This window comes from Nonomuraea sp. NPDC049141 (assembly GCF_040648415.1).
In the GTDB taxonomy this organism is placed as follows: domain Bacteria; phylum Actinomycetota; class Actinomycetes; order Streptosporangiales; family Streptosporangiaceae; genus Nonomuraea.
In genome coordinates this window covers 129,478-153,070 of sequence record NZ_JBEZDR010000031.1, presented here as the reverse complement: position 1 = coordinate 153,070, position 23,593 = coordinate 129,478, and the positions used below count along the sequence as shown (strand labels likewise).

Genomic DNA, 23,593 nt, shown 5'->3' with positions numbered 1-23,593 from the left:
CGCTCCGCTTAACCTTCGCTTGCAGCCCGCGACAAGGTGAGTGCGAGGACACCAGAGCACTGTGTGCGCATGCGAGAACGAGAGCTGGAGTCGCTGGCGGGCCACTTCGAGCTGGCCCGTCGGGGTGAGCCCGGCCTGGTCCTGATCCATGGCCCGGCCGGCATCGGCAAGAGCACCCTGCTGCGCCGGTTCCTGGCCACCCTCGACGACCAGGCGCACGTACTCGCCACCGACGCCGTGGAGAGCGAGTCCGTTCTGCCGTACGGCGTGCTCACCAGGATCGCCGGGCTGCAGCCCGCGGACCCGTTCGAAGCGGGGGCGCGGCTCCGCGACCGGCTCGACGAACTCCAGGCGGCGCGGCCGGTGGTGATCGCCATCGACGACGCGCACTGGGCCGACTCCGTCTCGCTCACCGCGCTCGCGTTCGCCTGGCGCCGGCTGCGGCCCGCCCGCGTCCTGACCGTGCTGACCAGCCCCGACCCCTACCAGCCCGCCTCGCTCCAGCCGCTGCTGACTCGCGAGATGTCGGTACGCCTGGCGCTGACCGGCATCGGCGCCCGGCAGGTGCGCGCGCTGACCCACCTGCCCCTGACCGAGCAGGCGGCCGGACGGCTGTGCGAGCACACCGGCGGCAACCCGCGGCACATCCTGCAGGTCCTGGAGGAGACCGACCTCGACGAGCTGGCCGATCCGCAGATCCCGCTGCCGGTGCCGGGGCAGCACGCGCGCGACGCCCTGGCCCGGCTGGCCTGGTGCAGCGACTCCGCCCGGTCTCTGGTGGAGGCGGCGGCTGTCCTGGCCTGCGACATCGCCGTGGTCGGGGTTGTCGGGGTCGAGGGCGGCGGGGTCGGGGGCGGGGCTGCGGTCGGCCGGGTGGTGGGTGAACCGGCACCCGGCTCGGCCGCCGCCCGGCTGGAGGCGCAGCTCGGCGCGACCGCCGCGCCTTTCGACGACGGGCCGCTCAGTGCGCCTGCCAGGCTGTTCGGTGAAGGGTCGCTGAGCTCTCCCGCCAGGCTGTTCGGTGAAGGGTCGCTGAGCTCTCCCGCCAGGCTGTTCGGCGAGGGGCCCCTGAGCGCTTCCGCCAGGCTGTTCGGCGAGGGGCTGCTCAGTGCGCCCACCAAGCTGGCCGGCGAGGTCCCGCTCGGCGCGGCCGCCAAGCTGGCGGGCGTCCGCGCGCCGCTCTCGGCGCTGGAGGAGGCGCTGGGGGCCGGGCTGCTCGTGGAGCGGCCGACGGGTGCCGGGATTCTGATCCGCTTCTCGTACCCGCTGCTCAAGGGGGCGGTGTACCAGCACATGGGCCCCACCAAGCGGCTGCGCCTGCACGCCGCGGCGGCGACGCTCGCCCAGGACGAGACCACCCGGCTGGAGCACCTGCTACGAGCCGCCGAGCGTCCCGACCCACCGCTCGTCCAGGAGCTCGCCGCGGAAGGCCGTCGCAGGGCGGCGGCGGGCGACTGGGGGCCGGCGGCACGACTGCTCGCGCAGGCGGCCAGACTGGACCGGGAACCGGGCGCCGACGCCGTCGAGGCCCTCCTGTTCGACGGCCGCCCAGCCGAGGCCCACGCCCTGGCGGCACGGCTCGGCGCCCACGAGCCGACCCTCCTCAGGACCGTTTCCCCGCAGGCCCCACCCAAGAGTCCAGCCACGGCACCAGACCTCGGCGTGCACAACCCTGCTACGACCTCCCGGACGGCTTCGGACCTCGTCGTGCGCAAGACGGGCCCCGAAACGGCTTCAGAGGTCGGTGCGCACGAGACAGCTTTCGAAGCCGGTGCACACGAGACGGGAGCCGGGGCCGGTGCGCACGAGACGGGAGCCGGGACAGGCGCCGGGGCCGGTGCGCACGGGACAGGCGCCGGGGCCGGTGTGGCGGACGGGCGTTTCGCCCGGGGGGTGCTGGCGCACTACGCGGGCCGGGCCGAGGAGGCGGTGGTGGCGCTCGCCGAGGCGCGGGCTCTGTGCGTGCGGCCCGCCCTGCTGGCCAAGATCGACGCCTGGAACTGCCGCCCCGAGCCCGGCGACTATCTGCGCCTGATGCGTCACTCCGGCGGGCTGGGGGGCTCGCCACCGGCCAGGCTGCTCGCCGCCGCGATGAGCAGCCTGGCCGACTACCGGCAGGGGCGCTGGGACGACGCCGCGGCCCGGGGGCAGGTCGCCGCCGCGATCGCCGACGAACTCGGCCCCTGCTGGATGTCCGCGCACGCCCACGCGGTGGCATCACTCGTGCCCGCGGCCAGGGGCGACTGGCGGCGCGCCGGACAGCACGCCGACGCGGCCCGGCGACTGGCCAGGGACGCGACGGCGCCGGTCGCGGTCATCGGGCCCGCGTTCGCCGCAGCCCACCTGGCCGCGGCCCGGAACCGGCCAGACGAGGTGATCACCCTGCTGACACCGCTCCTCGACCTGTTCACCCGCCCTGAGCCCGCTCCCCCATCACCTGACCCGACCACGCACACCCAGCCGGCTCCCTCCTCGTCCGGCCTGATCGCGCCCGCCCAGCCCGCTCCGGTCGACGCGATGGCGTATGCCGAGCGCGGGTTGCTGCCCTGGGCCGATCTGCTGCTGGACGCGCTCATCACGGAGGGCGACCTGCGCAGGGCCGACGACGTACCGGCCGGCTCTCCCGGCGTCCGGGCTCGGCTGCTGGCGGCGGGGCATGAGACCGAGCTGGCCCGGGTGGCGTTCGAGGCGGCGTGCGCGGAGACCGAGGAGCCGTTCGAGCGGGCGCGGACCCTGCTGGCGTACGGCTCGTTCCTGCGCAGGCTCGGCCGCCGGGCCGCGGCGGCCGAACAGCTCAAGGAGGCGCTGCGGGAGCTGGAACGCCTGGAGGCGGTGCCGTACGCGCAACGCTGCGAGATCGAGCTGGCGGCGTGCGGGCAGCAGCACGCGGTGTCCGCCCTCGGCCTGACCCCGCAACAGGACGCCGTGGCCCAGCTTGTCGCCAACGGGTTGACCAACCGGCAGATCGCCCGCGAGCTGCTGCTGAGCGTCAAGACCGTGGAATATCACATCAGCCAGGTGTACGCCCGGCTGGGCGTGTCGTCCCGCGTCGCCCTGGCCAACGGCGTCCGAGCCCGCGCGGGCACGTCACTTTGAGGCGTCCAGCCGGAACGCGGCATGTCGAGGTTCGTTCGGGACGAAGAGGCCGTGGGTTCAAATCCCGCCACCCCGACAGGGTTTCCGAGGTAAGGGCCTGGCTCTCAAGATCGAGAGCCGGGCCCTTGATCGTTTGACCGTCTGTCTGAACGCCTCCAGAGGTCACTGACGGGTTCAAATGAGTTTTCCTGATCACCCTGATCGATCAGCCGCCGATCACGGATGGCACGCACGTTCAAATGACAAGCACGGCTCAAGCGCTGCTACGGTCACACCTCCAGTAGGCACAACATCAGTTCAGAGGCGAGAATCCCGGACGGACTAGGACCTCACGGTGTTCTCCTCGATGACAATCTGCAGACCCTCGTACGGGACGCACCCGTACCGCACTCCATGGATGCCTTGCCGATAACGGGCGTATGACGGTCGAGCACTTCGCGTCGTCCAGGGCGTCGACGGCCCCGGCGTGTGGCTGTCGGGCGCCGACCGCTCCGGCGCGCTGGAGTTTCGGTTCCTGATGAACGGGCTCGACCGCGACCGGAGACGGATGACTATGTCTTCCCTGGTCGGCGAAACCCCCGCCGATGTGCTACCAGCAGTGCGACTGGTGGCCGGCCTCCCGGCCGCCACCGGTCTGTTGCTGGCGGTGCGCGGCGCGCGGCCTCTCACCTCCCTGTGGCGGCCAGAAAGAACCTGAGGTGCGCGCCTCACCCCTGGTGAACATGGCCCGCTGGATGGTCACCTTTCTGCAGGCACTGCTCGCCGTGCAGGCCCATACCTTTCAGCGCGTGACCATTCCCGACCTGGAAGAGGTCACGCCCGAACAGATCAGCAATCTCATCCGGCTCGAAGGCCTGCTGCGCGGAGAGGAGATCCGAACCGCCTGGACCGGGATCACCCTGACCCGCGGCGCCTCCGCCCGGCCGACCCCCATGAGCTCGCCGCAGCCCAGCCGGGCGACACCGTTCGCCTCGTGCCGGGGTCCTCTGCCGAGGCGACGATCGCTGTGGTGCCCATCGGCGACCACTCGGGATGAATACCTCACCCGGGCGGCAGACAGCTCCGGGCAGGAACACCTCAATGTCGAGGTCGCCGAGTCGGGGATCTACGTCGGCACCCTGTCGATCGCCGCGTTCATCGGCGGCAGCGAGGCGGCAGAGGCGGCCGGCGCGTCAGAGTGGACGGTCGCGTTCCCGGTCGTAGGCCCGGACGACCTCGCCGCGCTCTACGGGGACATGTACACCAAGCGCGACCGCATCGAGGAGGTCCACCCCGACCTCAGGACCGCGACAGCCTGCTTGCCTGAAGGGCACTCCCACAGAGACTCAAACCGTCATGTGCGCGGCGAAGCAGCTCGTGACCACACAGAGTAAAGGTGGCCAGAGCAACGATCTACAACGTGCTGATGATCTGGCTAAGAATCGTCCGGGACTTGGCCGCAGACTGCGCGTGGACACCGAGCTGGTTCAGCAAATGCCGGTACGGGCGAACGTCGGATTCCTTGCTCAGGTATTGCGCGCTAGCGAGTTGTTCCAGATAGACCACATCGTCCAGTTCTTCTTGGACGAACCGAAGGAGGGTGACGGGGCCGACACCCCCGACGCGGCTGCCAGAGCTGAAGGGAAGAACCTGAATAGTGACGTGACGCAACGCGGCCATCTCCCGGAGATGTTCGAGTTGGGCGCGCATCGTCGCGCTGCTGCCGACCTGACGGCGAAGCGCCGCCTCATCCATCACCACCCAGAGCTTGCGCGACGTGGGTGGTATCAGGATCTGCTGGCGGCGCATCCGCACCGCGACCCGGCGCTCGATCTGCTCGGCAGAGGCGTTCTCGTGGCCGTCTGCGATAACCGTGCGGGCGTAGTCCTCGGTCTGCAACAGGCCCGGGATGTACTGGACCTCGTAGGTGCGAATGACGGCCGCGTCCTGCTCCAGCCCAAGGTAGGCGTCGAACCAGTCGGGGAGTACGTCTCGGTAGTCCTGCCACCAGCCGGGCGCGTTGGCTTGCTTGGCCATGATGAGCACAGTCTGGCGTTCGGCCTCGTCCACGTCGTACAGGGTGAGCAGGTCAGACACATCACGCAGCTTGAAACTGGTCCGCCCGCACTCCAAGCGGCTGATCTTGGAATGAGAACCCCGGATGACATATCCCGCGGCCTCGCGAGTGATCTCCCTTGCCTCGCGCAGCCGGCGCAGGTGCGCACCAACCAGCATCCGTAATGCCGTCGGCCCGGACTGCCGCAAATCCCCGACGGGGAGTTGCGGTAAATCGCCTATACCGCGCGCAGTTGGCATATGTGCTCCCAAATCGGCGAATTGCCCCAGTCTGACCGTCGATAATCCTGCCACGGCAGCTGGCTCAGACACCATATTCCACGCGATCTGCCGTTGCCTCTTCTTCTTCGAGCACCAAGCCTGGCGCGGGGCTACGGAAACTTCCCACGTGCGGCCGAGCCGACTCATCTCGAAAGCTGCTGACCAGCTGAAACGCCCAGTAGTGGGAATTCCCGGCCGCATATGACCACGCGACTTCTGACCGTTCTGCCCCAGGTTCCAGTTCACCAAGAAAACCACGCGCGGTGACTAAACCGATACGGCCATACTTTCGACACGATACCCTTCACGCGCTACACCGAGAGGACCTGACCTCAGTGATACCGATTTACCTGTCCGCGGCGCAGTCTCGCTGGCCCCCCAAGACCGAAGCAGATCTCCAGGCCGGCATCACCGAGGGACTCCTGGACGAGTCGCACCACCTCGACCTCAAGGCGATGCCTGCCACCAAGGGGGACAAAGGAGGCAGCGCGGGACATGGCCTCCTTCGCCATCGACTCAGGAACACTGATCTACGGGGTCGCCGAGGACAAGGTGAACAGAACCTTCACCCTCGCACCCCAACCCCTTAACGGGCTCGCGGAGAAGCTGGAGCAGATCGGCCGGTCCACCCTCATCGACCCGCCCTTGAACATCCTCACCGAAGAGATCCCCTCTGACGCGGATCCCACGCACGGGTACCTGGTCGTTCACATTCCGGCCAGCCCGGCCGCACCGCACATGGTGGACGGCCGCTACTACGGCCGCGGCGACAAGACCAAGTACGTTCTGTCCGACCCCGAGGTGGTTCGACTCCACGAAAGCCGCCGGTCCGCCGACCGCGACGCGCTGGCCCTGCTTCAGCATGAGATCGACAACGACCCAATCCCTGCTGATCAACGAACCCTCGCCCACCTCTTCCTCATCGCTCAACCCGTAGCTGGCCGCCGCGACATGCTCCTGGACATGATTGGCGGCGCCCGGTGGAACCATAACCTCGCGGCCTTCGTCGACCAGGCATACACACCTGACTGAACAAGATCCTTGAGGGGACCGACATCGAGCCGACCCTCAAGGCGGCCGGCAACGGCTTCAGGCGTGCCCGCGCGGTCGCACGCGCCACCTCCAACCTGGGAGAGGGCCGCATCTTCAGACCCACGTCAACGTATTCACCGGAAAGCGCTATTGAACTGCAGGTTCATGAGGACGGTGGCTTGCGGCTGTTCTTCAGCCGTCTCTCTGACCGGCTGAACGGCGACTTCGGGCGGCCGGATCAGCACGTGGTCTTCGATGCGGCGGCCGTCAATTGCACACGCCGGTTCCTGGCCCTCGTCGTGGACGCCGCTGAAAAGGGAGGCTACTTCGGCAACTGGGCTGTGGCTTTCGGCGCCACCGGGCTACGCGGCCTTCGCGGATACCAGGGCATGGGCATCACCAGCAGGGCACAGTACAACGAAGACAGCTACACCTACGCGCCCGCGCCGACGCGGGCAGCGGGTCCGCTGCCCGCTCGCTGGCCGGACTGCTGACTGAGCAGCAACGGGTGGAGGAGGCCATCGCCATCTTGCGTGCCCACGCCGATGCTGGAGACCCGAACGCCGCTCTGGCTCGGGCCGATGTGCTGTGCGAGTACGGGCGAGAGGAGGAACTGCGTGCCCTCGCCGAGGCCGGCGACCCGCCCGCCGCCTTGAGCTTGCCTAAGCTCCTACGCATACAGAAGCGAGCGGGGGAACTGCGTGCCCGCGCCGACTCCGGCGATCGGATCTCTGCCAGAGAACTGGCCCACTTGCTAGCCGACCAAGGGCAAGTGGCAGAGCTGCGCACCCGTGTCGAGGCGGGCGACGGCGAGGCCTCCATGTGCCTGGTTGACGCTCTGGAGCAGGCAGGTCATAGGGAGGAGGCGGAGCGTGTGCGCCAGTTCGGGCTGGTGCTGGAGGAGGATTGACGCCCGGGTCGGCCGGCGTCTCTGGCCATCTTGGTTGCCGGCCTCTTCTCCGGCCTCGGGGGCCAGCGGAGCAACCAAGGGCTTCAGGGCTTTCGGCCGACTCCACAAAAGCCTGCTACTTCGGCGGGTTCACCCCACGGGGTGGCCTCGACCCGCCACCGTGACATCGAGACCAGGCCGGGTTCCACCATCTGCAGGCCGTCGAAGAAGCGGCTGATGTCGGCGCGGGTGCGGGGGGTCATCGGGTCGGCCTTCTTATTCCATTCCTGCTGGGCCTCGGCCTGGGCGGTCGTCTCGCCGTCGAAATCGAGGGTGGCATGGGTGAGGGCCAGGCAACTGCCCGAGGGCACGGCGTCCAGCAGACGCATCACGCTCTGGTGCACCTGGGCGAAGTCCGGGACGAGATGCAAGATGCCCAGCAGCATGATCGCGACTGGCTCGTCGAAGTTCAGCGTCTGCGCAGCCCGTTCCAAGATCTTGTCTGGGTTGCGTAGGTCGGCATCGATGTAGTCGCAAACCCCCTCGTCGGAGCTTTTCAGCAACGCCTCGGCGTGCAGCAGGACCAGCGGATCGTTGTCGACGTAGACGATGCGGCACTCTGGGGCGACCCGCTGGGCGACCTCGTGGGTGTTGTCCATCGTTGGCAGGCCGGTTCCGATGTCCAGGAACTGGCGGATGCCTTCGCCGGTTAGGAACCGTACGGCCCGGCCGAGGAAGGCTCGGTCGGTGCGGGCGATGTCGACGATCCCGGGGAAGGTCTTTTTGTACTGGTCGGCGGCCTCGCGGTCGACGGGGTAGAAATCTTTGCCTCCGAGGAGGTAGTTCCACACCCGCGCTGAATGCGGTCTCGTGGTGTCGATCTTGGCTAAGAGCTCCTGGCCCGAAGTGTCAGTCATGGGGACCCCCTACGTCGTCTTGCCCTTATTGTCAGCTCTTAACGTAGTCGCATAAGGCGCTGCTGAACGGCCCCCCACTCCGCCGGGTAGCCCCGGTGCATTGCTGCACCGAGGCCCACCTCGGAACCGCGCGGGCCACTCCTCACGGCACACGGCTCAAGCAAGGACCGAAAGGCCGGTTCAGGTTCGCTGTGCTGGGCTCCTGCGACGCCGAGCGAGATAGCTCCGGTGGCGGGAAGCGTGAACAAGGCGGGTCTGGTCACCGTCCGGTGAGCCGAGTCCTTCATGATGCCCGAGATGGTCGGCTGCTATCGCGCGCCGGGCGACATGCTGCCACCAACGTGTCAATTGGTTGGGGGACTCGGGTGGCTGGTCGGCGGTCAGCAGGTGGTCTCTTCAGAGCGGGCAGTGTGCGTCCTGCCTAGTGAGTAGGCGCAGCGCATGCCGGTCCAGCGGAGATTTGACCCGCGTGCGCCGACGGGCCAGGGCGAACCACTGCTCGAAGCCGAAGGTGGCGTGGCCGTAGATGTCGCGGAGCTGCCGCTGGTGATCCCAGCACGCCTCCTTGTTCCCGTAGCCCTTCAGGTCGGCGGGATCCAGGCCGAGTTGCTCGGCCAGTCGACCACGACAGCCGGGGCGGCGGTCGGGTCGGCCAGGAAGGTGCCGAGGAAACGCACGGTCGCGATCGCTCCCATCAAGCCGCGCGGGTTCCGTACGATGGCCGAGACCATCTACGGACCGCACCCGGCCGAAGACCTGGCCGAGGCGGCGTTGTGGACGCCAGCCCTCGCCTCAGACGTGCTGAGCCGCCACGCCACTCGCTCACAGCTCTGGCCCGCCAACAAGCCGACCGGGTAGCCGCGGCCGGTGGCGGTCATGCTGCCGGCACCGTCTACGGCGGCCACGAGAAGGTGCTCCGGCAGACGGTCATCGGCATGAGCCAAGGCGCGAGCCTCGCCGAGCACGAGAACCCCGGCGAGGCCACGGTGCAGGTGCTCCACGGCCGTGTCCGCATGATCGCCGGTACGCAGTCGTGGGAGGCGCGCGCCGGAGACCTGCTCATCGTGCCCGACACCCGCCACAGTCTCGAGGCGTTGGAGGACTCCGCGGTCCTGTTGACCGTTGCCAAGCTGCTCTGATCCGATGGTGGCGCGGCCACCCAGCAGGCCGGGCGAAACGCCCCCGCACCGGTGCCGCAGCGTCGTGCGGGCTGAGGCGGGCCAGCTCAACCGCGGCCACCGCGCCCAGGTCATGTCCCGGTCATCGTAGGAGGCACCACGGCGTCTGCGTGATCATGGTCGTCGCGCCGATCAACGGCTGCGGCCGGGTGGTCGATGCCCGTCCGTGGCGGGCCTTGATCGACTTGTTGAGCGGCACGGGTCGCGTTCAACTGACTCCAGCCGTATGGGTTGCTCGCTGTGCAGCTAGGCCGACGTGGGCAAGGGTTGTTCCGGCCAGTTGAGAACCTTGGCGCCGAGCACCGCCGCTTGCAGGGTGAAGCGGTGAGCAGGGTCGGCCGGGTTGTAGCCGGTCAGTGTCTTGACCCGGTTCAGTCGGTAGGTGACGGTGCGCACCGACACGTGCAGCCGCTTGGCCGATTCGGTGGCCACTTCTCCGGTGTCGAAGTAGGCCTCCAGGGTGGTCAGTAGCGGCTGGGCACCACCGCGGGCCTGCAGCAGCGGGCTGAGCACGGCGTGTACCAGGTCGACGATGGCGGGTTGGTCGCGTAGCAGAACCCGGTAGATGAGCAGGTCGTGGGCGTTGACGACCGGGGTGTCGACATGCAACCGGCCGGCCATGGTGAGGGCTTCGCGGGCTTCTTCGTAGGAGCGGGCGATGCCGTACAGACCCGGATAGGCACGACCGACAGCGACCCGCCAAGGGCGCCCGCGCGGCAGGCGGCTGAGTTCGCGGTGCATGAGCCGCCCAAGGTCGTCTCCGGGATCGTCGGTGGGCGCCACCCGGCCGGCCAGGGCGGGGTCGGCGGGTGCCAGCACGACGAGGAGACCGTCCTTGGTAGCGACGAGCACGTCCCGGTCACCGAGCCGATCGAACACGACCGCCTCCAGGGCGCTGATCGCCGCGTCGGCATCGGGCAGCCGCCGGCTTGGCGCGGCGAGGGCGACCTGGTGGACGCGGGCGAGGTCGAGCCCGAACGGCTCAGCGCGTTCCACCAAGGCGCCCAGGTCGGAGTCGCCGCGCAGGAGGTCGTCGATCAGTTCGCGGCGCAGCGTCTCTTCCCGGCGGACCAGGTCGCGGCGCGCGTCCGCGTAGCCTTCGGCGAGCCTCGCGACCGCGACATCGACAACGTGCAGCACCGCGGTGGCGGCGGCGCGCACCGCCTCACGGTCGCGGGAGCGCACCGCCATCGGCAGGTCCTGCCACAGCCGCCGCGCCGCCGACAGGTACAGCTGAACCACCCGCCCGGCGGAGATGCCCTGTTCCGCGGCCCGCCGGCCGAGCAGACCCACCGCCTCCAGTTCGCCGCGCTTGGGCCGGCGTCCGTGGACGGCGGCGTCGGCCAGCAGCGGCAGGTACTCACCGAGCAGCTCCACCGGCACACCCCCAGCGTCCCTGCTGGCCCCCTCAGCGACCCCGATAAGCCACGCATCATCCGCCTCAGATTCCAACGGTGAGTCCTCGCTGCGCCCCCGAATGCTGTCGGCCATGCCCACCTCCGTACCCGCCTCGCCTACGGGGCGCCTGCTTCGCCAGCCGGTCCTTGCCGGGCGTCGGCAGTTTAGACCTGGCCGTGCCTATCCGCCTGGCACCTGCCCGGTACCGCGGGACGCAACCACCATGAATGCCGTGTCCGAGAAACCCACCACGGCCCATCTTTGAAAGCCTCACTCGTGCCGGCGGCCGGCGCCGCCGCTGCCCTGGCCGTCGCCCCTGTTCGTCATCCGCGGCGTCGTCGATGTCCATGTCCGGCACCGTCCCCACAGCCGCCGTCTTCCAACCTTGATCGGGCAGGCGGCATCAATCCCATGGTGAGTGGCCTGCCGGGCGAGCCCACGCCGCCACCGACCTGACGAAACGCCTGCGACAGCCCACCACGATAGACGGAGGCGACCAGCGTCGCCGCTGTCGACGTGACCAGACAGGGGCAGGTCGCGGTCGGCGTTGACCATATCGCCTACCGGGGCACGCAGCTGCCGGGCCGACCTGCTGGAACGATCGCTGATCACCGGTGTCTTCATCATGTCGACGGGCGCAGGCACGAGGCGTCCGGCGACGGCGTGCGGTCCTCGTTGGCCAGGTGAGCGCGGTGACGTTGTGATTGCCGACGGTCGGCAACCAGGCGCCTGGCATGTTGGCCGGTGGCAGCCCCTGCCTTCCACCTCATGACGACGTAGGTTGGCAGTAGAAGGTGATGCCGGATCCAGCGAGGAGGCAGGCCATGGCGGCCTGCCGGGATCCCGCCGCCGCGGCTGCCTGATCCCGTTGGCTCGCACCCGGCGCCAGCGCACCCATCGCGACCCGCGGCGTGGACATCTGCCGCGCCTGCCACCGCGAACCTTGAGAAAGGGGCCAGTTACGTGACCAGCACTGTGCACGATCCGACTGTGCACGATCCGATCGAGGAGCTGCGTACCACGTTGGAGGAGCAGTTCCAGCGGCACAGCGATCAGCTCGCACACCTTACCGTGTGCGGCCAACAGCCCGACCGCGGCGGCTTCGACGACGACATCCTCGAAGCGCTGATCGCCTCCTCCCGCCAGGTGGTGGCCGACACTGCGCAGGCGTTGCGGCGCATGGCCGACGGCAGCTACGGGATCTGCGAACGCTGCGCCACCGCCATCCCGCCGCAACGGCTGGAAATCCTGCCGCACGCCCGGTTTTGCGTGCCGTGCCAGCGCAAGCGGACCGGCTGACCGGGCGGCATCTGGCCCGGATGCACCGGCGCGAACTCGGCAACAAGCTGCACTGAACGGAGGCCACCGATGCGTTTCTCATCGACCCGATACTCGGTCGGCGACCGGGTCGTCGTCACGCTGACCCCTGTCGGCGAGATCGATCTGCTCACCGCCGGTGCGCTACGAGCCGCCATCGAGGACACACTAAATGCACCAGGCCCGGTCGACGTCCTCGTCGACCTGGCCAGGGTGACGTTCCTCGATTGTGCGGGAATCGGCGCCCTGGTGGCCGGCCATAACATCGCCATCCGGCGTGGACGCGGCTACACGGTGGTCAATCCGCAGCGGCGCGTGCGCCGGGTCCTGGAGCTTGCCGGTGTTTTGGAGGAGCTCACGCACCTCCCGCAGCCGGCACCGTCGACCAGTCGGCCGGCACGATCACCGCAGCTCGGGCGGCGCCGACTCGACCAGTGGGCAGAGCTGGCATCACCTGCAGCCGCGGAGCTGAGTCATGTTCGAGTAGCCGGCGCTCGCCGATGGCCTGCTGCGGCCGTGCGGCGATCGCCGCACGGCCGCAGCAGGCAAAACATCCACGGTGGACGCGGGCACCGCCTGTCGAACGCTGCACCTGCTGCGCGGTCAGACGAGGCTGGCCGGCGACGGCGCCACCTCATCCGGCTCAGCCGGAAAGCTGCTGATCGTGCTTGGCGCGTGGCACACGCCGCAGGCCGGGAATAACGCGGCCCCGCTCTCGACCGTCGCCAAGCCATCGCCGCTCAGCGATCCGGGCACGTAACTCCTCGCGCAGGTGCAGGCGCCGAGATCACCATCCACAGCCGGACCCGCAACGCTCGTACCTGAATCCGGCATCGACTGATCTGGCCGACGGCCAGATCACCCAGCTGCGGCAGCCGCCGTCGCTCACACTCGGAAGGGGACCGAGAGCATGACCATCAACCCGGCCGCTGTGATCGTCGTGGGAGTCGATGGCTCTCCACAGAGCCTGTCCGCGGTGGACTGGGCAGCCCGAGAAGCGGCCGCCCGGCAGTGTCGGCTGCGGATCGTGCACGCGTTCCTGTGGCCATTGATGGGCGTATCGCTGGAACCGCCGGTGATGGGCCCGCCCGATGCCGGGCTCCAGCAGGCAGCCGAACAACTCCTGCGCACCGCCGCCGACCGAGCCCGCCAGATCGCCTCCTCCCTGGACATCAGCACCGATCTTCCGGTGTGCGCCCCCGCCGCGGCGTTGATCGACGCCTCCCGCGACGCTGCCCTGGTGGTGGTCGGTCACCGCGGCCTGGGTGGGTTCACCGGGCTGCTCGTCGGGTCCGTCGGCGTCCAGACCGCCGCGCACGCCACCTGCCCCGTCGTCGTCGTGCGTGACAGCCCATCCGGCGCCCCCGATGAGGCCGGCCCGGCTACCGGTCAGGTGGTGGTCGGCGTGGACGGCTCGGACCTGTCGAATCTGGCCGTCGACTTCGCCTTCGCGTACGCGGCGCTGCACCGCCTGGGCGTCGTCGCCGTGCACGCCTACCAGTGGCGGATCGGGAGCTACTACACGGATTACCTGTACCAATGGCCTACCCGGCTGCTCGCCGAAGCCGTTGCCGAATGCCGCGAGAAGTACCCCGATGTTCCGGTACAGCAGAAGGCCGTCCAGGGTGAGTCCACCGATGTCCTGGTCGCCGAATCCGCGGGTGCCGCCCTGACCGTCGTAGGATCCCGTGGCCGCGGCGGCTTCACCGGCCTGCTGCTCGGCTCCACCAGCCAGCGCGTGCTGCACCACGCGACCGGCACAGTGGCCATCGTCCGTGCCCAAGCCACCCATGACGGCGACACGACACGACCTCGGCAGGGCGTGTCGGACGCCCCGGAACCTGCGCGCATAGCCGCCAGTCCCACCGCGCTGGCAGCGCCTCAACCAACCGTCGCCACGCAACCCGCAGCACGAGACCGGACCGGCGCCGACGCAGCGGACACGAGCGCACCGCCGGTGTCGTCATTCGCCAAGTCGCTGTTCACGGGCCGGCTGCCGGCCACGATGGTGATGCCCTATCCGCGGCTGACCCGTGACGAGCAGCGCCGCGTCGACAACCTGATCGGCGACGCCCGGGACTTCCTTGACGCGCACTACGACCCGATCAAGGTCGAGCAGGAACGGTGGGTGGGCGACGACATTGTGCGCGGGCTCGGCGAACGCGGCCTGCTCGGCCTGTACGTGGCGCCCGAGTACGGCGGGCAGGGCCTGTCGCAGACCGGCTACTGCCGGGTGATGGAGGAATTCGGCGGCTACGACGGCAGCCTGTCGGTGGTCATGGGGGTGCACCAGTCGATCGGGATGAAACCGATCCACCTGTTCGGATCCGACGAGCAAAAGGCCCGGTTCCTGCCCGATCTGGCCTCTGGCCGCAAGCTTGCCGGGTTCGCGTTGACCGAGCCCGGCGCCGGCTCCGACATGCGCGGCATCACCGCCTACGCCGAGCGGCAGGCAGACGGTTCCTACGTCCTCAACGGCGAGAAACGGTGGATCGGCAACGGCGGCAAAGACGTCGTGTGCGTCTTCGCCCGCGCTGAGACCGGTCACGTGGCTCTCATCGTGGAGAAGGGCATGCCGGGCTTCGACGCCCCGGACCGCTACGACACCCTGGGGCTGCGCGGCAACGACCTGCGCCGGCTCACTTTCCGCGATGTACGGGTGCCCAAGGAGAACGTCCTCGGCGAACCCGGCGACGGCCTGCGGGTCGCCATGCACACCCTCAACAACGGGCGCATGTCGCTGGGTACCGGCGTCGTCGGCGCCACCAAACGCCTCATCGACCTGGCCATCGACCACACCACCCGACGCGAGCAGTTCGGCCGGCCCTTGGCCGAGTTCGAACTGGTCGAAGACAAGATCAGCTGGATGGTGTCCTACCTGTACGGTTTCGAGTCGATGGCCTATTTGACCACCGGTCTCGTCGATGCCGGCGTGCCGGACTACTCTGTCGAGTCGGCCATGGCCAAGATCGCCGGTAGCGAGTTTCACTGGTACGCCGTCAACCGGGTCTTCCAACTCCTCGGCGGTCAGGCGTACATGGCCGACTCGTCGGCGGCCAAGGCGCTGCGCGACAGCCGCGTCTTTTCGATCTTCGAAGGCGCCAACGATGTGCTGCGCTCCTTCGTCGCGCTCGCCGGCCTCAAAACCGTCGCCGACGAGGTCGCCGACCTGCGCCACCTGAACCTCACCGACCCGATCGGCAGCATCGGCATCCTCGCCGACTACGCCGGTCAGCGTCTGCGGCGCCGGGTACGACCTGACCGGCTCGACACCGCCCACCCCACGCTTGGCCGCCACGCCGACCGGGTCGCCGGCCAGGTCGGTCAGCTTCGCGCCACTGCCGAGAAGCTGCTGCGCATCCATGGCCCCGACATCCAATTCCGGCAGCGCCAGCAGAAACGCCTTGCCCACGCCGCGATCGACATCTACGCGCAGATCGCCACCATCTCTCGTACCAGCGCCCTCTTTGATGAGCAGGGCGTCCAAGCGTCCGGGCAGGAACGCTACATCGCCACCACCTTCTGCGATCGCGCGGGCGGCCGGGTCGCCGAGCAGTTCGACCGCGTCGATGACAACGACGACGAACAGACCCACGCCATCGCCCGACTGGCCCACAATCGCGGCGGCTATACGCTCCGACTGCCGTGAAGGCCCACCCGAAGGCGACGTCAGACCCACCGCTCTGGCCGGTTTGCCTCCTGCGCAGTTCGGTCAGCCAGCAGGTCGCCACCCATGCGATCGGAACCGTCATCGTCGTCCGCGGCCTTCGCCGACGCCCTGGGCGCTCCGATCATGGTCGGCGTCGACCGCTGACCATCGGCGCAACGGGCGCTGGAGCTGGCATTCGAGCAGGAGGAGCGCGGCGATGCCCACTCACCGCGGTTCCCAGGTGCACCGAGCCGATCCCAGCGCACGGTGTCGACGTACCGGCGCTGCTGTATGGCCGCAACCCGTGCGCGATGCCGTAGCGGAGGGACTCGATGCGGCGCCGGCGCCGTGGTGACCCGAATGCTGGGCGTTGTAGCGTGGAAGGGATCCGTAGTCCAGAGCAAGCCTTTCGCGATTGCGAGGGAAGATCGGGGGCGGCATGCGACCGGGTTCTGCGTCCGGCTCTGACCGTTGGGAATCCGCCGCGGACAGCAGCCCTGTCCAGCCGGGAGATGCCCAGCGGGCCTCCCTTCCAGAGGCCGTCCCCCGAGTGCAGTTGGCATCGGTGGTGATGTTCGTCCGCGATTTGGACGTCAGCGTGGATTTCTACCGTGAGCTCCTGGGGATGGAGGTCACGGTCCGCAGTACCACTGCGGCCCTGCTGGTCAGCGCGGACAACCTCCAGGTTTACCTTCGCGCAATGGGTAGCGATGCCTCCCGCGCGCTGGGCACCATCGGCATTCAGTACGTGATCTGGACCGCGGCTGACGAGCAGGATCTGCGGCGCTGTGAGCAGTTCCTCAAAGACGCAAAAGCCCATGTCCACACGCGGACCGGTGACGGCTTCACGCTGGTTGAGGGCAGTGATCCGAGCGGTGTGCCGGTGATGGTGGCCTATCCTGGCCCCGACTTGGCGGTGCGGCGTGGGATCATGAACCGGATCTATGCCTGGTGAGGACATGCCTGTCTTTGCGTAGTCGCGCTGAGGGCCGGGCCGTCGTGCGATTCGGCCGCCCGCCCGCCGTGTTCGAACTGACGCTGGCCACGATCGCATCAGCCGCCACGGGACCCGCCGTGAAGCTGTTTCCGGCCAGTAGGCGGCTCAGGCGATCGCGGCGTTGTTCGACGCTCCGGCCGCTGCCCAGCCCCCCGGCGACAGACACCATGCGACAGTTTCCAGCGCGCACTATCGGTTAACAGGCTATCTGCTGGCGGCCCTGGCTGCCGCGATCACCGATGTATTCGTCGAGCGCCGCGCTGACGGACAGTCCGGGTGAAGGATCGGGGCCGTGCTGCCGAGGATGTGAATTGCTGGACGAATCATAGACCAGACAAGGTCGTACGGCCACTGAGCTGGGACATGTCGTACATGTAGCTGTTTACCTCAAGGACCTCATCGCTCGCCAGGCCACCATGTATGTCTGCAAACGGTAGGGCGGCCTAGAACAACCAACGGATTCTCATGATTGAAAAAGCACAGGCAATGCGCTGGCGGCGCCCACGCCACCCTTGCCCTGCACACGATGGGCAAAGCAGCGCCAGTTCAGTACTGATGAGCGCCGCAAGCCCTGCGGATGCGCGACCCGCGCGGATCAATGTTGTGAGGAGGCAGCACAGGTGAGCGACCATACCGAGCACGTGGGGGTGTCGTCGGATGTCACCGAGTTGCCGGTAACGGTCTCTGGGGCGTTTGCCGAGGAGTGGGAGGCCGTCTGCCCTAGGCAGATCGCTCCGGAGCAATGGCGGCGGTTCGAAGGCTACATGAAGGAGATTTTCACCGCGATGGGCCTGCCGGTCGGGTCATCGTCCACGGTAGACACGCCACGCCGTTTCCTGCGCGCGATCTTCGATGCGACCAGCGGGTTCGAGGGCGATGAAAAGCTGGTCACCGCGTTTCCGACCGAATGCCACGGCGGCCCGGACTGTCGTATCAGTCAGGTGGTGGAGGGACCGATTCCGTTTTTCTCCCTGTGTGAGCACCACAGCCTGCCGTTCTTCGGCAGGGCCTACATCGGCTACATCGCGCATGAGCACATCCTGGGTCTTTCCAAGTTGACCAGGCTGGTGCGACTGTTCGCGCGCCGGTTCTCCGTGCAGGAGCGGATCGGCCAGCAACTCGCGAACGCGCTGGAGCGCATCTTGGCCCCGCATGGTGTGGCGGTGCACCTGGAGGCGGTGCACCTATGCACGCAGATGCGCGGCGTGCGGGAGATCGAATCCAGTACTCGCACCACCTACTGGCGCGGTAACTACGACGCCGATGCGCAGTTGCGCGCCGAGTTCATCGGGCTGTGCGGTCCCCGAGGTTGACCGGTATGGCAACGCACAGCGCCGGACATCCCGCCGGCCAGGCATCGGTGGAGTCGCTGAACCTGCTGTATGAGCAGGCCGGGCTGCCGCCTGGAGGCCTGCCCGCGGCCCTCGCCACCGCCTACGGCGGGGACCTGGGATTCCCCGAGCCGTGCGTGTACGCCAACTTCGTCGCCTCACTGGATGGAGTGGTCGCTCTCGGCCCGCAGTACCCTTCTTCCGGTTCGGCGATCAGCGGCGGCGAACCGACGGACCGGTTCGTCATGGGGCTGCTGCGCGCCTTCGCCGACGTTGTGCTCATCGGTGCCGGAACCCTACGGGCCAGCGCGGGCCATCGGTGGACCCCTGAGCACGTCTACCCGGCGGCCGCCGCCGACTTCGCCGAGCTGCGAGGCAGCCGAGGGCGTACCGCCGGTCCTGAGCTGGCCGTGGTCACCGCCACCGGAGACGTGCCGACCGGGCATCCTGGGCTCGAAGCCGGTGCGCTCATCCTCACCACGAAGGTCGGGGCCCGGCTGCTTGACGAGCGTCTCCCGGCAACCTGCACCGTCGTCGTTCTGGGCGTAGGCCCGGTCCTGCGCATGGCGGATGTGCTGCGGTCCATCCGTGATCGCGGGCACACCATGGTGTTGAGTGAGGGCGGCCCGCGCCTTTTCGGGCACCTGGTCCGCGACCGCCTCGCCGATGAACTCTTCCTTACCCTTTCCCCGGTGATCGCCGGCCGCGCGGACACCTCGCGTCCCGGCCTGGTCACAGGGTTGGAGCTGCTCCCCAGCAGACGGGAGAGCGCCGAACTGGTCAGCCTCCGCCGGTGCGCGTCGTACCTGTTCCTCCGCTACCGGCTTCGCCGCGTCGGCCACCTGGGAGCAGACTATGACAGCGGATAACTCCGGCATATCCTGCTGCCGCACTGTTGGCGATGAAAGCTACGACATCGTCCGGCTCGAGCGGATCGACAGGCCGGCGAGGCTCCCCTACGGCGTTCGGCCGCCTAGAGCTCCAGGACACGCACCGTGACGGTCGGCCCGCTCACGGGCGGTGCGGACTTCACGGGCACGGCCGCCGAGCATGTCGTGACGGAGGTGCCAACCTTCAGGCCCGGGGTGAGCGTGGGAGATGCGCGCGCGCGGATGCTGGGTCGCCGCTTCGACTGCGCCTGCGACATCGTGGTGGTCGACGAGCAGGGCAGGCTCGACGGCCTGCTCAGCATCGAGCAGATGCTCGCCGCCGACGACGCTGTCACCGTAGGCGAACTCGCCGATCACAATCCGCCCACCGTGACCCCGGGTGTGGATCAGGAGATCGCCGCCTGGCAGGCCGTCCAACATGCAGAAAGCAGCCTCGCGATGGTCGGCCCCGACGGGCACTTCCACGGGCTGATCCCCCCGCGCCGGCTGCTCCGTGTCCTGCTCGAGGAACACGATGAGGACATGGCCAGACTCGGCGGCTACCTCAAGGGCTCCGCCACCGCCCGCACCGCCGCAGAAGAGCCGGTGCGTCGGCGATTCGCCCATCGGATTCCCTGGCTGCTGCTCGGACTTCTCGGCGCGATGCTGTCAGCCGGCATCGTCGGCTCGTTCGAGGAACAACTGGCCGCCAACGTCACCCTCGCCTTCTTCCTGCCCGGCGTCGTCTACATGGCCGACGCGGTGGGCACGCAAACCGAAGCGGTCGTAGTACGGGGACTCTCCGTCGGAGTCTCCATCCGCCGCCTTGTTCGCGGAGAGGCCATCACCGGCCTCCTCATCGGCGCCGCCATGGCCGTCGCCTTCCTTCCGTTCGCCCTCTTGTACGGCGACGCCCAGGTGGCCCTCACCGCCTCCATCTCCCTCTTCGCCGCCTGCTCAGTAGCTTCAGTGCTCGCCATGGCTCTGCCGTGGCTGCTCAACCGGCTCGGCCAGGATCCGGCGTTCGGCTCGGGACCGCTGGCCACGGTCGTACAGGACCTGGTGTCCATCGCGGTGTATCTGCTCACCTCTCTGATCATCGTCAGCTGACGTCTCCCACCTGGGCAGGGGAAGAATCATCCTGGCCTTGCCCCATCCGGCGGAACAGCCGATGGTGATTCGCCTTGGATTTACCCGGCATTGCGACGGCTTGCATCGGGCTGTGCCTCAGGGGCACCCTGGAGGGTACGGAGACGTTCCAGGCTCGGTGAAGCCACGGGGGTGACGTCGGATGGGTCCAGGGGCCGTTCGTGACCTGCCCAGCGCACTTCACGACGACGGGCGGCTGGCGACGCGGCTGGCAGGTCGTCGCCCTGCGGTGTTCCTCGACTACGACGGGGTGCTGACGCCCATCGTCGACCGGCCTGAAGACGCCGTGATCTCGGACGGCATGCGCGAGACCGTGCGGCATCTCGCCGCCAGGTGCCCGGTGTGCGTCGTCAGCGGCCGGGACCGGACGGTCGTGCAGCGGTTGATGGGCATCGACGACCTGGTGGTGGCGGGCAGCCATGGGTTCGACATCTGGAGCCCAGGCGAGGGTGTGATCGCACACGATCCGGCGCCTGGATCGGCGGATCTGATAGCCGCGGTCGCCGAACGGCTGCGGGCCCAGACGGGGTCGCTGGACGGTGTGATCGTGGAGCCGAAGCGGGCGTCGGTCGCTGTGCACTACCGGCTCGCGGCCGTGGAGGACCGTGACCGGGTCGCCGCCGTGGTGCGGTCGCTGCAGGCCCGACAGCCCGACGAGATCAAGATCATGCCGGGCAAGATGGTGTATGAGATCCAGCCGAAGGTCGACTGGGACAAGGGCAGGGCTGTGCTCTACCTGCTGGAGGTGTTCAACCTCGAGAGCGAGGTGTTCGTGCCGCTGTACCTGGGCGACGACGTCACCGACGAGGACGCCTTCCGCGTGCTGCGTGGTCGCGGGATCGGCATCATCGTCGGCCATCCTGATGACGCCGAGGTGGCCGGCCGGCGGACGGAGGCGGAGTTCGCGCTGGCCTCGCCGGGGGAGGTGGAGCGCTTCCTGATCACTTTGGGGTATTGACCGCGCTTTGACCGTGCTGGACGCGTTCGGGGGGCGCCATGCAAGGTTTCGTACTCAGCTACGACGGCTTCGACCCGGCGTCCGAGACGCTGCGGGAGGCGCTGACGTCGACGGGCAATGGCTATTTCTGCACGCGCGGCACCGCCGAGTGGGAGGACATGGGCTCGGTCCACTATCCGGGCACCTACGCTCACGGCGGCTATAACCGGGAGACCACGATCTTCGACGGTTTCCCAGTGTTGAACGAGGACCTGGTCAACCTGCCCAACTGGCTGGTGCTGAAGCTCAGGATCGAGGGCGAGGCCGCCGTCAGGTTCGGCAGCGTGGAGTTGCTCGACTACCGGCACACCTACGACATCAGGTTCGCGCTGGTCCGGCGCGATCTGCGTTTCCGTGACCACGCGGGCCGCGTGACGACTCTGACCAGCCGCCGGTTCGTGAGCATGGCCTACAGTCACCAGGCAGGGATCGAGTGGACGCTGGTCCCGGAGAACTGGTCAGGGCGCGTCGAGGTCGTGACCGCGCTCGACGGCCGGATGACCAACCATATGGTCGCCCGCTACCGCGAGTTGGAGGGGCGCCATCTCGACCCCGTGTCGCCGCGCACGTTCGGGCCCGAGATCATCGCGCTCAAGGTACAGACGCGTCAGTCGAACATCTACGTCGCCGAAGCCGCGCGAACGCAGGTGTTCCTGGGCGAGCGGCTTCACCTTGACGGCCCCGTTGGCGTGGAGCGGAGCCTGCACCAGATGGAGGACTACATCCAGCAGGTGCTCGCCTTCGATGTGGAGCAGGGCAAGCCGGCCCGCGTGGAGAAGATGGTCGCGCTGTTCACCTCCCGCGACAACGCGATCACCGAGCCTCTGACCGCCGCCGGCCGGCACGTGCTGCGATACCCGCGCTTCGACGACGCATTGGACGAACATCAATCGGCGTGGACCGAACTGTGGGACAGCTGCGACATCCAGTTGCCCCGCGAGCCCCGCGCCCAGCTGCTGCTGCGCCTGCACATCGCCCACGTGCTGCAGGTGTGCTCCCGCCACACCGCCCGGCACGACGCCGGCGTGCCGGCCCGCGGCCTCAACGGGGAGGCCTACCGCGGGCATGTTTTCTGGGACGAGTTGTACGTCTACCCGTACCTCAACCTGCGTCTGCCGGAGATCACGCGGGCGCTGCTGCTGTATCGCTACCGGCGGCTGGCCGAGGCGCGCGCCGCCGCTTGCGAGGCGGGCTACCGGGGAGCCATGTTCCCCTGGCAGAGCGGCAGCGACGGTACCGAGGAGACCCAGCAGGTTCATCTCAACCCGCTGTCCGGCCAATGGGACCCCGATCTCAGCCACAACCAGCGCCACGTCAGCGCGGCGATCTTCTACAACGTATGGCGGTACTACCAGGCAACCGACGATCTGGAGTTTCTGCGCGACTACGGAGCCGAGCTGATGCTGGAGATCACGCGTTTTTGGGCGTCGATCGCTCACTACAACCCCGGCAGGCAGCGGTATGAGATCCACGGGGTGATGGGCCCCGACGAGTTCCACGAGCGCTACCCCGGCGCCGAGCAGGCGGGGCTGCGCAACAATGCCTACACCAACGCGATGGCGGCCTGGATCTCCGCGACCATGCCGCAGGTGCTCGACCTGCTCCCTGCCAGCCGGTCCGCCATGCTGCGCAGATACCTGCACGTGACCGATGAGGAGCTACGCGTCTGGGAGGACATGAGCCGCCGGATGTACCTCCCCTTCCACGATGGCGTCATCAGCCAGTTCGAGGGCTATGCCGATTTGGAGGAACTCGACTGGGACCATTACCGGGCCGCCTATCCCAACATCCAGCGCATGGACCGCATCCTCAAGGCCGAGGGCAAGGACCCCAATTGCTTCAAGGTGGCCAAGCAGGCCGACGCGGTGATGATGTTCTTCCTGTTCGATCACGACGAGCTGCGGGCGGTCTTCGAGCGGCTCGGATACGGCTACGACCGGGATCTGGCGCGGCGCACCATCGAGTACTACGACCGCCGCACCTCCCACGGCTCCACGCTCAGCTTCGTCACGTTCGCCGGCGTGCTGGCCGGCCTTGACCCGGCGAGCTCCTGGGACCGATTCCTGGTGGCGCTGGAAAGCGACGTCAGCGACGTGCAGGGCGGCACCACCAAGGAAGGCATCCACATGGGCGTCATGTCCGGCACGTTGGACCTGCTGCAGCGCAGTTTCATGGGCAGCAGCATCGGCGACGACGGCGTGCTGCGCCTGCAGCCGCGCCTGCTCGACCGGCTCGACGGCGTGGCGCTGTGCATGCGCTTTCGTGGCACCTCGCTGCGGGTGAGTGTCAAGGGCGGGGAGCTCATCGTGTTCGCCCAGGCCGAAGGGTTCCGCTGGCCCTTGCGCGTCGGTGTCGGCCCTGACATCCACGAACTGAGCCCAGGCGGCACGTGCGTGTTCAAGCTGCCTGCCGAGGCGTCCTCCCCGCCTCCACGTGACGCGGGCGGCAGGAGGTGAGC

General features: G+C 68.3%; 19 protein-coding genes. 16 read left to right on the top strand and 3 right to left on the bottom strand.

Features of this window, described 5'->3' with window-relative positions:
- The first annotated feature begins 69 nt into the window (after window positions 1–69).
- Both AB0B91_RS57010 and AB0B91_RS57005 read left to right on the top strand, forming a co-directional pair.
- Window positions 70–3,096 (top strand): AAA family ATPase, encoded by a 3,027-nt coding sequence (locus tag AB0B91_RS57010; RefSeq protein WP_358340231.1) that lies wholly within the window; start codon window positions 70–72, stop codon window positions 3,094–3,096.
- A 698-nt stretch (window positions 3,097–3,794) separates the two neighbouring features.
- The gene (locus AB0B91_RS57005; RefSeq protein WP_358340229.1) at window positions 3,795–4,469 is read left to right on the top strand and encodes a hypothetical protein; all 675 of its coding nucleotides are present in this window, start codon (window positions 3,795–3,797) and stop codon (window positions 4,467–4,469) included.
- 19 nt (window positions 4,470–4,488) lie between these two features.
- Here the strand turns inward: AB0B91_RS57005 and AB0B91_RS57000 are convergent, their stop codons facing one another.
- Entirely contained in the window at window positions 4,489–5,658 is a 1,170-nt protein-coding gene (locus AB0B91_RS57000) for a helix-turn-helix transcriptional regulator (protein ID WP_358340227.1), read from the bottom strand.
- A gap of 249 nt (window positions 5,659–5,907) precedes the next feature.
- Here AB0B91_RS57000 and AB0B91_RS56995 point away from each other — a divergent pair, with 249 nt between their 5' ends.
- The 3 genes from AB0B91_RS56995 (at window position 5,908) to AB0B91_RS56985 (ending at window position 7,354) form a co-directional block, all read left to right on the top strand.
- Entirely contained in the window at window positions 5,908–6,444 is a 537-nt protein-coding gene (locus AB0B91_RS56995) for an ATP-binding protein (protein ID WP_358340225.1), read from the top strand.
- Window positions 6,445–6,623: 179 nt separating this feature from the next.
- Complete coding sequence (locus tag AB0B91_RS56990) at window positions 6,624–6,938, top strand: hypothetical protein (RefSeq protein WP_358340223.1); 315 nt, start codon at window positions 6,624–6,626, stop codon at window positions 6,936–6,938.
- 14 nt (window positions 6,939–6,952) lie between these two features.
- Entirely contained in the window at window positions 6,953–7,354 is a 402-nt protein-coding gene (locus AB0B91_RS56985; protein ID WP_358340221.1) for a hypothetical protein, read from the top strand.
- An 83-nt stretch (window positions 7,355–7,437) separates the two neighbouring features.
- Here AB0B91_RS56985 and AB0B91_RS56980 read toward each other — a convergent pair whose 3' ends face one another.
- Window positions 7,438–8,250: an SAM-dependent methyltransferase gene (locus AB0B91_RS56980; RefSeq protein WP_358340219.1), complete on the bottom strand. Its 813-nt coding sequence runs from the start codon at window positions 8,248–8,250 to the stop codon at window positions 7,438–7,440.
- A gap of 516 nt (window positions 8,251–8,766) precedes the next feature.
- Here AB0B91_RS56980 and AB0B91_RS56975 point away from each other — a divergent pair.
- Both AB0B91_RS56975 and AB0B91_RS56970 read left to right on the top strand, forming a co-directional pair.
- Window positions 8,767–9,108, top strand: coding sequence for a hypothetical protein (locus AB0B91_RS56975; protein ID WP_358340217.1), 342 nt, complete (start codon window positions 8,767–8,769; stop codon window positions 9,106–9,108).
- 77 nt (window positions 9,109–9,185) lie between these two features.
- Window positions 9,186–9,389 (top strand): cupin domain-containing protein, encoded by a 204-nt coding sequence (locus tag AB0B91_RS56970; protein ID WP_358340215.1) that lies wholly within the window; start codon window positions 9,186–9,188, stop codon window positions 9,387–9,389.
- Between the two features lie 285 nt (window positions 9,390–9,674).
- Here AB0B91_RS56970 and AB0B91_RS56965 read toward each other — a convergent pair whose 3' ends face one another.
- A complete protein-coding gene (locus AB0B91_RS56965; protein WP_358340214.1) occupies window positions 9,675–10,805 on the bottom strand; it encodes a helix-turn-helix domain-containing protein in 1,131 nt (376 codons plus the stop codon).
- Between the two features lie 984 nt (window positions 10,806–11,789).
- On the opposite strand from AB0B91_RS56965, the gene AB0B91_RS56960 reads away from it, so the two are divergent.
- From AB0B91_RS56960 to AB0B91_RS56920, 9 genes are all read left to right on the top strand, one after another.
- The gene (locus tag AB0B91_RS56960; protein WP_358340212.1) at window positions 11,790–12,125 is read left to right on the top strand and encodes a TraR/DksA C4-type zinc finger protein; all 336 of its coding nucleotides are present in this window, start codon (window positions 11,790–11,792) and stop codon (window positions 12,123–12,125) included.
- A gap of 69 nt (window positions 12,126–12,194) precedes the next feature.
- A complete protein-coding gene (locus tag AB0B91_RS56955; RefSeq protein ID WP_358340211.1) occupies window positions 12,195–12,845 on the top strand; it encodes an STAS domain-containing protein in 651 nt (216 codons plus the stop codon).
- 208 nt (window positions 12,846–13,053) lie between these two features.
- Window positions 13,054–15,792, top strand: a complete 2,739-nt coding sequence (locus AB0B91_RS56950) for a universal stress protein (protein WP_358340209.1) — start codon at window positions 13,054–13,056, stop codon at window positions 15,790–15,792.
- Window positions 15,793–16,357: 565 nt separating this feature from the next.
- A complete protein-coding gene (locus AB0B91_RS56945) occupies window positions 16,358–16,747 on the top strand; it encodes a VOC family protein (protein WP_358340207.1) in 390 nt (129 codons plus the stop codon).
- Window positions 16,748–17,409: 662 nt separating this feature from the next.
- Window positions 17,410–18,102 carry a GTP cyclohydrolase I gene (locus AB0B91_RS56940; RefSeq protein WP_358340205.1) on the top strand — a complete coding sequence of 231 codons (693 nt, stop codon included), beginning with the start codon at window positions 17,410–17,412 and terminating at the stop codon, window positions 18,100–18,102.
- Window positions 18,103–18,107: 5 nt separating this feature from the next.
- Window positions 18,108–18,989 (top strand): dihydrofolate reductase family protein, encoded by an 882-nt coding sequence (locus AB0B91_RS56935; protein WP_358340203.1) that lies wholly within the window; start codon window positions 18,108–18,110, stop codon window positions 18,987–18,989.
- 126 nt (window positions 18,990–19,115) lie between these two features.
- Complete coding sequence (locus AB0B91_RS56930; protein ID WP_358340201.1) at window positions 19,116–20,099, top strand: magnesium transporter; 984 nt, start codon at window positions 19,116–19,118, stop codon at window positions 20,097–20,099.
- Window positions 20,100–20,280: 181 nt separating this feature from the next.
- A complete protein-coding gene (gene otsB, locus AB0B91_RS56925) occupies window positions 20,281–21,096 on the top strand; it encodes a trehalose-phosphatase (protein WP_358340199.1) in 816 nt (271 codons plus the stop codon).
- A 38-nt stretch (window positions 21,097–21,134) separates the two neighbouring features.
- The gene (locus AB0B91_RS56920; RefSeq protein WP_358340198.1) at window positions 21,135–23,591 is read left to right on the top strand and encodes a glycosyl hydrolase family 65 protein; all 2,457 of its coding nucleotides are present in this window, start codon (window positions 21,135–21,137) and stop codon (window positions 23,589–23,591) included.
- The last annotated feature ends 2 nt before the right edge of the window (window positions 23,592–23,593 follow it).